The 11,943-nt window shown below is 36.5% G+C and carries 9 protein-coding genes; all 9 read left to right on the top strand.

Features of this window, described 5'->3' with window-relative positions; genetic code table 11:
* Positions 1-29: 29 nt before the first annotated feature.
* On the top strand, positions 30-1,538 hold the full coding sequence (gene glpK, locus QOR44_RS01570; RefSeq protein WP_000093527.1) for a glycerol kinase GlpK: 1,509 nt from the start codon (positions 30-32) through the stop codon (positions 1,536-1,538).
* Positions 1,539-1,550: 12 nt separating this feature from the next.
* The gene (gene glpO, locus QOR44_RS01575) at positions 1,551-3,380 is read left to right on the top strand and encodes a type 1 glycerol-3-phosphate oxidase (RefSeq protein WP_000396084.1); all 1,830 of its coding nucleotides are present in this window, start codon (positions 1,551-1,553) and stop codon (positions 3,378-3,380) included.
* An 11-nt stretch (positions 3,381-3,391) separates the two neighbouring features.
* Complete coding sequence (locus tag QOR44_RS01580; RefSeq protein WP_000350763.1) at positions 3,392-4,090, top strand: MIP/aquaporin family protein; 699 nt, start codon at positions 3,392-3,394, stop codon at positions 4,088-4,090.
* 87 nt (positions 4,091-4,177) lie between these two features.
* Positions 4,178-5,515: an NAD(P)/FAD-dependent oxidoreductase gene (locus tag QOR44_RS01585; protein ID WP_000137254.1), complete on the top strand. Its 1,338-nt coding sequence runs from the start codon at positions 4,178-4,180 to the stop codon at positions 5,513-5,515.
* Complete coding sequence (locus QOR44_RS01590; protein ID WP_001217283.1) at positions 5,506-6,936, top strand: AcpB/EbpR/MafR family transcriptional regulator; 1,431 nt, start codon at positions 5,506-5,508, stop codon at positions 6,934-6,936. The genes QOR44_RS01585 and QOR44_RS01590 overlap by 10 nt, the downstream gene beginning before the upstream one ends.
* A 124-nt stretch (positions 6,937-7,060) precedes the next feature.
* The gene (gene tkt / locus QOR44_RS01595; protein WP_000141866.1) at positions 7,061-9,046 is read left to right on the top strand and encodes a transketolase; all 1,986 of its coding nucleotides are present in this window, start codon (positions 7,061-7,063) and stop codon (positions 9,044-9,046) included.
* Positions 9,047-9,258: 212 nt separating this feature from the next.
* Positions 9,259-9,564 (top strand): bacteriocin immunity protein, encoded by a 306-nt coding sequence (locus tag QOR44_RS01600; protein ID WP_000711207.1) that lies wholly within the window; start codon positions 9,259-9,261, stop codon positions 9,562-9,564.
* A 19-nt stretch (positions 9,565-9,583) separates the two neighbouring features.
* Positions 9,584-10,318 carry an ABC transporter ATP-binding protein gene (locus tag QOR44_RS01605; RefSeq protein ID WP_000589162.1) on the top strand — a complete coding sequence of 245 codons (735 nt, stop codon included), beginning with the start codon at positions 9,584-9,586 and terminating at the stop codon, positions 10,316-10,318.
* Positions 10,319-10,321: 3 nt separating this feature from the next.
* Positions 10,322-11,926, top strand: coding sequence for an ABC transporter permease (locus tag QOR44_RS01610; protein ID WP_001104587.1), 1,605 nt, complete (start codon positions 10,322-10,324; stop codon positions 11,924-11,926).
* Positions 11,927-11,943: the final 17 nt, after the last annotated feature.

Raw genomic sequence — 11,943 nt, forward strand, 5'->3', positions numbered from 1 at the left:
GAAAACGCTTACTTTTAAGGAGGAAGTTTATGTCTTCAGAAGAAAAATACATTATGGCGATTGACCAGGGAACAACAAGCTCTCGAGCAATTATTTTTAATAAAAAAGGTGAAAAAATTGCGAGTAGCCAAAAAGAATTTCCCCAAATTTTTCCTCAAGCAGGCTGGGTAGAGCATAATGCTAATCAGATTTGGAATTCTGTTCAATCTGTCATTGCTGGAGCTTTTATTGAATCAAGCATCAAACCTGGACAGATAGAGGCTATTGGGATTACCAATCAACGTGAAACAACTGTTGTTTGGGATAAAAAAACAGGTCTTCCAATTTATAATGCTATTGTATGGCAATCGCGACAAACAGCCCCGATTGCTGATCAATTGAAGCAAGAAGGTCATACTAACATGATTCATGAAAAAACTGGTCTTGTCATTGATGCTTACTTCTCAGCAACAAAAGTTCGTTGGATTTTAGACCACGTTCCTGGAGCACAGGAACGTGCTGAAAAAGGAGAGTTGCTTTTTGGAACAATTGATACTTGGTTAGTTTGGAAGTTAACTGATGGTCTCGTCCATGTTACAGACTATTCAAATGCTGCTCGTACGATGCTTTATAATATTAAAGAACTTAAATGGGATGATGAAATTTTAGAGTTACTAAATATTCCTAAAGCAATGTTACCAGAAGTAAAATCTAATTCTGAAGTTTATGGGAAAACTACTCCATTCCATTTTTACGGTGGAGAGGTGCCAATTTCTGGTATGGCTGGTGACCAACAGGCAGCATTATTTGGACAGTTGGCCTTTGAACCTGGTATGGTAAAAAACACTTATGGTACAGGTTCCTTCATTATCATGAATACGGGCGAAGAGATGCAACTGTCTCAAAATAATCTATTAACAACGATTGGTTACGGCATTAATGGTAAGGTTCATTATGCACTTGAAGGATCAATCTTCATTGCAGGAAGCGCTATTCAATGGTTACGTGATGGTCTTAGAATGATTGAAACGTCAAGTGAGTCAGAAGGCCTTGCTCAATCATCAACAAGTGACGATGAGGTTTATGTGGTTCCAGCTTTTACAGGTTTGGGTGCACCGTATTGGGATTCAAATGCTAGAGGGTCAGTATTTGGATTAACTCGTGGGACAAGTAAAGAAGATTTTGTTAAAGCTACACTTCAGTCAATTGCTTATCAAGTACGAGACGTTATTGACACTATGCAAGTTGATTCAGGAATTGATATCCAACAACTTCGTGTAGATGGTGGAGCTGCAATGAATAATTTATTAATGCAATTCCAAGCGGATATTTTAGGGATTGATATTGCTCGTGCGAAGAACCTTGAAACTACTGCCTTGGGTGCAGCTTTCTTAGCCGGACTTTCAGTTGGCTATTGGGAAAGTATGGATGAACTAAAAGAACTGAACGCAACAGGACAACTTTTCCAAGCAACAATGAATGAGTCTCGAAAAGAAAAACTGTATAAAGGGTGGAGAAAAGCTGTCAAAGCGACACAAGTATTTGCTCAAGAGGATTAAGGGGGTGTAGAGATGGAATTTTCACGAGAAACACGACGTTTAGCCTTACAAAGAATGCAAGATCGTACTCTGGATTTACTTATCATAGGTGGGGGTATCACAGGCGCTGGTGTCGCTTTACAAGCAGCAGCTAGTGGATTAGATACTGGACTTATTGAAATGCAAGATTTTGCAGAAGGGACAAGTAGTCGCTCAACAAAATTGGTCCATGGTGGTCTTCGTTACTTGAAGCAATTTGATGTAGAAGTTGTTTCTGATACAGTATCAGAGCGTGCAGTCGTGCAGCAAATTGCACCACACATTCCTAAGCCAGATCCAATGCTTTTACCGGTTTACGATGAGCCGGGTTCTACTTTTAGTATGTTTCGCCTTAAAGTGGCTATGGATTTATATGATTTATTAGCAGGTGTGACAAACACACCCGCAGCCAATAAAGTTTTAAGCGCAGAAGATGTTCTTAAGCGTGAGCCTGATTTACAAAAAGAAGGTTTGCTAGGCGGAGGGGTCTATTTAGATTTCCGTAATAACGATGCACGCCTAGTGATTGAAAATATTAAACGCGCTAATAGGGATGGAGCTTATATTGCCAGTCATGTCAAAGCTGAGGACTTCTTATTTGATGACAACAATCAAATTATAGGAGTACGTGCGCGTGATTTGTTGACTGACCAAGTTATCGATATAAAAGCTAGGCTTGTTATTAATACAACTGGACCTTGGAGTGACACCGTTCGCAACTTCTCCAATGAAGGTAAACAAATTCATCAATTACGTCCAACTAAGGGAGTTCACTTAGTTGTAGATCGCCAAAAATTAAATATTTCTCAACCTGTTTATGTTGATACAGGCCTGAATGATGGTCGCATGATTTTTGTTTTGCCACGTGAAGATAAGACTTATTTTGGAACTACAGATACTGATTACCATGGAGACTTAGAACATCCTACGGTAACTAAAGAAGATGTTGACTACCTCCTTAATATTGTAAACAAACGCTTCCCAGAAGCAGAGCTTACTATTGATGATATTGAGAGTTCATGGGCAGGTTTGCGTCCACTACTATCAGGGAATAGTGCCTCTGACTATAATGGAGGCAATAGTGGAAAACTAAGCGATGAAAGTTTTGAAGAATTAATTGATTCCGTTAAAGATTATATTGCACATAAAAATCATCGTGAGGATGTTGAAAAAGCTATTTCTCATGTAGAATCTAGTACTTCTGAAAAAGAATTGGACCCATCAGCTGTTTCTCGAGGATCAAGTTTTGAGCGTGATGATAATGGCCTATTAACACTTGCTGGTGGTAAAATTACTGATTATCGAAAAATGGCAGAAGGTGCCATGGAAACTATTATTAACATTTTGGATAAAGAATATAATCGCAAGTTTAAACTAATCAATTCTAAAACCTATCCTGTTTCAGGAGGAGAGATTAACCCATCTAATGTTGATTCTGAAATTGAAGCTTATGCTCAATTGGGCACACTAAGTGGTTTAAGTATTGAGGATGCACGTTATATTGCTAACCTTTATGGGTCAAATGCACCAAAATTATTTGCATTGACACGCCAAATTACAGAAGCAGAAGGTCTGAGCTTGGTAGAAACGTTGTCACTTCACTATGCTATGGATTATGAAATGGCGCTTAGCCCAACGGATTTCTTCTTAAGACGTACGAACCATATGCTTTTCATGAGAGATAATTTAGATTCTTTGATTCAGCCTGTTATTGATGAGATGGCTAAACATTATCAATGGTCTGATCAAGACAAAACTTTCTATGAAGAAGAATTACATGAGACTCTAAAAGACAATGACTTGGCAGCTTTGAAGGATAATTGAAGGAGATAATAATGGATATTTTTGGAGAATTCTTAGGAACAGCTCTCTTAGTCTTACTTGGTAATGGTGTTGTAGCAGGTGTTGTTTTGCCTAAAACGAAGAATCATAATTCTGGATGGATTGTTATCACATTTGGATGGGGACTTGCTGTAGCTATTGCAGCGTTGGTATCTGGCAATATTAGCCCTGCCCACTTGAATCCAGCTGTGTCATTAGCTTTTGCGATCAAAGGTGATTTAGCTTGGGGAACAGCTATTCTTTATATGATTGCACAGATTATTGGTGCAATGCTAGGTTCACTTCTTGTTTATTTGCAATTTAGACCCCATTATGAGGCTGCAGAAAATAGAGCAGACATCCTTGGAACTTTTGCAACTGGTCCGGCTTTGAAGGATAATTTTTCCAATTTTTTAAGTGAAGTATTGGGAACACTTGTTCTTGTACTTACTATTTTTGCCATCGGAAAATACAATATGCCTCCAGGAGTTGGTACGATGAGTGTTGGTATGTTAGTGGTTGGGATTGGTCTATCGCTCGGTGGAACAACAGGTTATGCTATTAATCCTGCACGTGATTTTGGTCCTCGTTTATTGCATGCCTTGTTACCGATGAAGAACAAAGGTGATTCTGATTGGACTTATTCATGGATTCCGATAGTAGGACCTATGGTAGGAGCTATTTTAGCAGCCTTAATATTTGCTATGATGTAAGAGATTTTTGATGCTGAGACCGACTTTATGGTCTCAGTTTTTTGTTACCGTTTTCAAAAATAACTTCTTTTGTTATAATAAGTAATTATGACAGAAAAATATGTAAATAAAGTAATTGTCATTTTAGGAGCTTCTTTTGCTGGTATGACTTGTGCGCAGAAATTACGCCAATTAAATCCTAATTGGGATATCGTTTTGATTGATAAAGAAATTCATCCAGATTATGTTCCAAATGGCTTAAATTGGTATTATCGTCACGAAATTAGTGGTTTAAATCAGGCCATGTGGCAGACAGAAGAAGAGCAACGGTTGCAGAATATACGCTGTCTATTTGGTCTAAAAGTTGAGAAAATTAATAAAGAAGATAGGGAATTAATGTTATCAGATGGTTCTTCTGTCTATTATGATCAATTGATTTGTGCCATGGGCTCCCAAGCAGAATCAACTTATATTGATGGGGCTGATGCGCAAGGTGTTTTAACAACAAAAACTTATGCAACTAGTCAAAATGCTAAGCAGGTATTAGATAAAAGTCATAAGGTAGCAGTTGTTGGGGCAGGTATCATCGGTTTAGATATTGCTTATAGTTTACATGAATCAGGGAAGGCGGTCACTTTGTTAGAAGCTCAAGAAAGACCAGACTTCAGGCATACAGATCCTGATATGTCCCTTCCTTTACTTGATGCGATGGCTGAATCAAAACTACATTTTTTCCAAAATCAAAAGGTTGAGAAAATTACTGTAACCCGAGAAGAAAAACTTTGTTTGCGAACGCTAACAGGAGACACCTTTACAGTTGATGCTGTCATATTAGCTGTTAATTTTCGTCCGGATAGTCGTCTTTTAACTGGGTTGGTTGATTTAAGTGTTGATAATAGTGTTGTTGTAAATGATTATTTCCAAACGAGTGACCCTAATATCTATGCTATTGGCGATTTGATTTGGTCGTATTTTAAAGGTCTTAATAGTGCTTATTATATGCCCTTAATTAACCAAGCAATCCGTTCGGCACAAATGTTGGCATACCATTTATCGGGACATGCTGTTCCAAAATTAAAAATAACACGCGCTACAGGATCTAAACACTTTGGCTATTATAGAGCTAACATTGGATTAACTGAATTGGAAGCTGGTCTTTACGAGGATACCGTTAGTGTTACTTATTTCCCTAAAGAACAGTATGATTTAAGGATAAAATTGATTGCTAACCAAAAAACGGGCCATTTATTGGGGGCTCAATTAATCTCAAAGGAAAATTGTTTGGCTACTGCCAATCAGCTTGTTCAAGCTATATCGTGTGATATGACAGATTTTGATCTGGCTTTTCAAGATTTCATTTATACAGCTAGAGAATCTGAGATGGCTTATATGTTGCATCAAGCAGCTATCAACCTTTATGAAAAGAGGATTGGGCTATGCGAATAGAAGCTCTAATGGAAAAAGAAAGGCGTGTTCAATATCGGCTACTTTCTTTTTTAAGAGGCTCTCCTCAGGCAATAGCACTGAAGTTAGCTTTATTAGAAACTGGTTTAAGTCGAGCAACTTTGCTTAAATATATCAATAATCTTAATAGCTACTTTGAACAAGAAAAAGTTAATTGTCGAATCGTTTATTATAAGGATAAGTTATTTTTAGAAGAGGATTATAACTTATCCAATCAAGAAGTGTTGAAAGCTCTGATGAAAGATAGTATTAAATACACTATCTTAATATCTTTATTTAATCAGCGTCAGTTCACAATCGTTGGTCTTTCTCAAGAATTGATGGTTAGTGAGGCTACTTTAAATCGTCATCTTGCTCATCTCAATGAATTGTTAGCGGAATTTGATATTGCTATTTCACAAGGAAAACAGATTGGTGATGAATTGCAATGGCGTTATTTTTATTATGAATTATTCAAGCAACTATGGTCTTATGACAAGTGCCAAAATATGATAAAGAAATTAGACTTAGACTCATTAATTCTATTAATAGAGCGCTTGGCTCAACATACTTTAACTCGAGAAGCTCATCAAAATCTGGGACTTTGGTTTAGTATTTGTCATCATCGTCTCCTTGCTATGGAAAAAATATCTGATAATCTCAAGCCTATTGTGAAACATTATCAATGTAATGCTTTTTATAAACGGTTAGACGCAGCCTTAGTTTTGTATATGAGTCGTTTTGCTCTTGAGTATAGGGAAGGAGAAGTTCTGGCAACTTTTGCTTTTCTACATTCACAAAATATTTTACCAATCAATACAATGGAATACATCATGGGATTTGGAGGCCCGATTATTGATTGTGTAACCGAAACAATCATCTACTTTAAAAAGGAGAGTATTTTAGCTGACGAGACATCAGATCAGGTTATTTACCAACTTGGTCAGTTATATAGCCATTATTATTTCTTTAAAGGTCATATTTTAGTTGAACAACCTGATTTAGAACAAACGTATCGACTTATTGATCATAATATGAGGGATAAGTTGCATCATATTTCAAAGAAGATTATTGCAAATGTTAATCGAATTAGACCTTTAACAGAAGATGGTTGTTCTTTGCTGACTTTACATTTGTTGGAATTGCTTATTTTCTCGAAAAATAGTCAAAAAATGCCCTTTAGGATTGGTCTAGATATGACAGGTAATGCTGTGGAACAGTCATTGTTGGAATATCGCATTCGACAACATTTCTCTGGTAATAATTCTATTCAAGTCGAACCTTATGACGAAGGAAAGGGATTTGATATGGTTATTTATCAGAGTCACTCAAGACCTTATAAAGCCAAACTAACCTATTGCCTTAATAAAGGTGCTTCAGAGCGAGAACTACAGGAAATAGATTCACTTATTTATGACAATTAATCCCATTACTTAATTGAATGGTTTTAATCCCTCCAGAAATTGTTAAAACGTTTACGTATTTTATGTTATAATATCAAAGACGAACAATTTTAAATTTAGTTGTTAAAAACAGAAAGGTTTTATCATGACATTTGACACCATTGATCAATTAGCGGTTAATACAGTCCGCACGCTTTCTATTGATGCTATCCAAGCAGCAAATTCTGGGCACCCAGGTCTTCCTATGGGAGCTGCGCCTATGGCTTATGTGCTTTGGAATAAATTCTTAAATGTAAACCCAAAAACAAGTCGCAATTGGACAAACCGTGACCGTTTTGTGCTATCAGCTGGGCATGGTTCAGCTCTTCTTTATAGCCTACTTCATTTAGCTGGCTATGATTTATCAATTGATGATTTAAAACAATTTCGCCAATGGGGATCAAAAACACCTGGACATCCAGAAGTTAACCATACTGATGGTGTAGAAGCAACAACTGGACCTTTAGGGCAAGGTATTGCTAATGCTGTTGGTATGGCAATGGCTGAAGCTCATTTGGCTGCTAAATTTAATAAACCAGGCTTTGATTTAGTTGATCATTACACTTATACACTTCATGGTGATGGTTGTTTGATGGAGGGTGTTAGCCAAGAAGCTGCCAGTCTTGCTGGACACTTAAAACTTGGTAAATTGGTCCTTCTTTATGATTCAAATGATATCTCACTTGATGGTCCAACATCTCAATCATTTACAGAAGATGTTAAAGGACGTTTTGAATCATATGGTTGGCAACATATCTTAGTTAAAGATGGTAATGATTTAGAAGCGATTGCTGCAGCAATTGAAGCTGCTAAAGCTGAAACTGATAAACCAACCATTATTGAAGTTAAAACTATTATTGGATTTGGCGCAGAGAAACAGGGAACATCTTCAGTTCATGGAGCGCCACTTGGTGCAGAAGGTATTACTTTTGCCAAGAAGGCTTATGGATGGGAATATCCAGACTTTACTGTTCCTGCTGAAGTTGCAGATCGATTTGCCTCAGATCTTCAAGCGCGTGGTGCGAAGGCAGAAGAGGCATGGAATGATCTTTTTGCTAAATATGAAGTTGAGTATCCAGAATTAGCAACTGAATACAAAGAAGCTTTTGCTGGCCAAGCTGAGACAGTTGAACTGAAAGCTCATGACCTAGGTTCATCAGTGGCTAGTCGTGTTTCAAGCCAACAAGCTATTCAACAATTATCGACTCAATTACCGAACCTCTGGGGAGGGTCAGCAGACCTCTCAGCTTCTAATAACACAATGGTAGCAGCAGAAACAGATTTCCAAGCAAGTAACTACGCTGGGCGTAATATTTGGTTTGGTGTACGTGAATTTGCAATGGCTGCTGCAATGAATGGAATTGCGCTTCACGGTGGGACTCGTGTTTATGGGGGTACGTTCTTTGTCTTCTCAAACTACTTGTTACCAGCAGTACGTATGGCTGCACTTCAAAACTTGCCAACTGTCTATGTTATGACACATGATTCTATTGCTGTTGGAGAAGATGGGCCAACTCATGAGCCAATAGAACAATTAGCATCAGTGCGCTCAATGCCTAATTTGAACGTTATCCGTCCCGCAGACGGTAATGAAACAAACGCTGCATGGCAACGAGCTGTATCAGAGACAGATCGACCAACGATGCTTGTTTTAACACGTCAAAACTTACCAGTTCTTGAAGGAACATCAGAATTAGCCCAAGAAGGGGTTAATAAAGGTGCTTATATTTTATCAGAAGCTAAAGGTGAACTTGATGGTATCATCATTGCAACAGGTTCAGAAGTTAAATTAGCTTTAGATACTCAAGACAAACTTGAGTCAGAGGGCATCCATGTTCGCGTCGTATCTATGCCAGCACAAAACATTTTTGATGAACAAGAGGCTTCATATCAAGAGCAAGTGCTTCCATCAGCTGTTACAAAACGTCTTGCTATTGAGGCAGGATCAAGCTTCGGTTGGGGTAAATATGTTGGTTTAAATGGGCTAACACTTACTATTGATACTTGGGGAGCATCAGCACCAGGTAACAGAATTTTCGAAGAGTATGGCTTTACAGTTGAGAATGCTGTATCGCTATATAAAGAACTTTAAGAGCATGAAGAAGTTGGGAAAGATACCTCAACTTCTTTTTTGTAAGATATAGGATGGATTTGAGAATAGTTTTGATAGACTGATAAGTGATGGAAAGCACTCTTTTTTGAAAACGTTTGACAAACATTCCATAGCGCAGTATAATTGATAAAACTATTGTATATATAAAATAATACAACTATTATTAATTATCTTTTTAGAAAGGTTTGTTTATGAAGAAGGAGTGTCGTGATTTTTATCGGCAGATACAGCATACTTACAATGATATATCTGTCCGTGAAGATGCAGTGCTATCATCAATACTATTATCAGCATCGAATGGTTTGATAAAAACTAGCGATGTACCTCGTGTTGCTTATGAGTTAACTCAGCAATTGGAAAATAATGAGATAGAAAAATCTTTCGAGTCATTAGCTACAGTTAAGGAATTGAAAAAATCTGCTAAAAAATTGTCTGAGAGATATGAGCAAAATAAGGTAACAACGGGATTGCTTTCTAAAGTATTTGGAAATCATTAGGAGATAAAAGGAGATTTTTATGATTAAGTTTGAACATGTTTCGAAAGTATACGGAGAAAAAGAAGCTCTCAGTGATTTAACCCTCTCTGTTAAAGATGGTGAGATTTTTGGATTAATAGGTCACAATGGAGCAGGAAAAACAACGACAATTAGTATTCTAACATCTATTATTGATGCAACTTATGGCCAAGTCTATATTGATGACCTACTTTTGACAGAACATCGTGACCAAATTAAGAAAAAAATAGGTTATGTACCGGACTCGCCAGATATTTTCTTAAATTTAACCGCAGAGGAATACTGGTACTTTTTAGCTAAAATTTATGACGTTGCCCCAGAAGATATTGAAGCACGTATCACAAAATTGGTAGACATATTTGAACTAGAGGAGCAACGCTATAATCCTATTGAAAGTTTTTCACATGGTATGCGTCAAAAAGTCATTGTTATAGGTGCCCTTCTTCCAAATCCTGACATTTGGATTCTAGATGAGCCGTTAACTGGTTTAGACCCTCAAGCTTCTTTTGATTTGAAAGAAATGATGAAAGAACATGCTAAAAATGGAAAAACAGTTATTTTTTCAACACATGTCTTAGCAGTTGCAGAACAGTTATGCGACAGAATAGGTATTTTGAAACAAGGGAAATTAATCTTTGTCGGTAGCTTAGGTGAGTTAAAAATGAAATATCCAGATAAAGATTTGGAAACTATCTATTTGGAATTAGCAGGACGTCAAGCTAGTAGGGAGGGATAAAGTATGAATTGGTCACGTATCTGGGAACTCGTAAAAATTAATATCCTTTATTCAAACCCTCAGACTCTATCGGCACTAAGAAAAAAGCAAGAAAAACATCCTAAAAAAGAATTTTCAGCTTATAAATCCATGTTTAGAAATCAGTTATTTCAGATTTTGCTCTTTTCAATAATTTATGTATTTCTCTTTGTATCACTTGATTTTAAAGAATATCCGGGCTACTTCACGTTCTACATTGGTATCTTTACACTAGTATCCATTATCTACTCTTTTATTGCGATGTACAGTGTTTTCTATGAGAGTGACGATGTTAAACAATATGCTTATTTGCCTATTAAATCTGAAGAGCTCTATGTTGCTAAAATTTTTGCAACATTTGGGATGTCTGTAACTTTTCTAATGCCAATCCTAACCTTAATGATTGTGGCTTATTGGCGTATAATAGGTGGCCCACTTGCGGTCCTCCTAGCAATCATAAATTTTGCTATTTTATTTTTATCGGTAACGGTGATTTCATTGTATATTAATAGTTTAATAGGCCGTGCCATTATTCGAAGTGCTAATCGGAAACTTATTTCTACTATATTAATTTCACTAGCTACATTTGGAGCAATAGTTCCCTTATTATTTGTGAATATGACGAGTCAAAAGATGGTACAAGGGAAATTACAAGATATCGCTCCAATCCCTTATGTCAGAGGTTATTATGATATTGTTACAGCGCCATTTAGTATGGAGAGTCTCCTCAACTATTATCTCCCGCTCTTAATCATTTTATTCTTGATAGGTGCTATTTATAAATGGGTTATGCCACGCTACTATCAGGAGTTGTTGTATGGACAGGTCAAGCAGAGAAAAGTCCATCGTCAAATCGATTTTAGTAAACGTGAGTCAATTAATAAAACTCTTGTTAAACACCATTTATCAAGTTTACAAAATGCGACATTATTGACAAATACATTTTTAATGCCACTATTATATCTAGCAATGTTCATTGTTCCAATTTTGAATAATGGTAAAGAGATTGGTCGATTTTTTAATGAAAATTATTTTGGGATAGCTTTTCTAGCAGGAATATTAATAGGTAGTTTATGTGTGATGCCAGCTAGCATTGTAGGGGTAGGTATTTCTTTAGAAAAAAGTAATTTCTACTTTATAAAAAGTTTGCCTATATCATTTTCGTATTTCTTGAAGCATAAATTTGTAACTTTGATAACCTTACAACTTGCAGTTCCTACTTTTATTTATTTCTTGGTAGGATTCTTTCTACTTAAACTATCAATCCTCGTTTTATTGAGCTTCATTTTAGGTCTAGTCTTCATGGGACTTATCGAAGGCCAGTTTATTTATAGACGTGACTATAAACATTTGTTCTTGAATTGGCAAGAGGTTACGCAACTATTTAATAGAGGGTTAGGCCAATGGCTGTTAGTTGGTTCATTGTTTGGAATGATGATAATAGGTAGTTTTCTTATTGGAATAAGTATTTTTTGGTCAATGGTATGGAATACTGTAGCTGTCAATATCATAATCCTTATCATTGGGTTGCTCATATTATCAATTTGCCAATACTTACTGCTAAAAAATTTTTGGAAGAAGCTTGTTTAGTAAAAAGGTTTTAGAAA

The sequence above is a fragment of the Streptococcus agalactiae genome (genome assembly GCF_949788565.1).
In the GTDB taxonomy this organism is placed as follows: Bacteria; Bacillota; Bacilli; order Lactobacillales; family Streptococcaceae; genus Streptococcus; species Streptococcus agalactiae.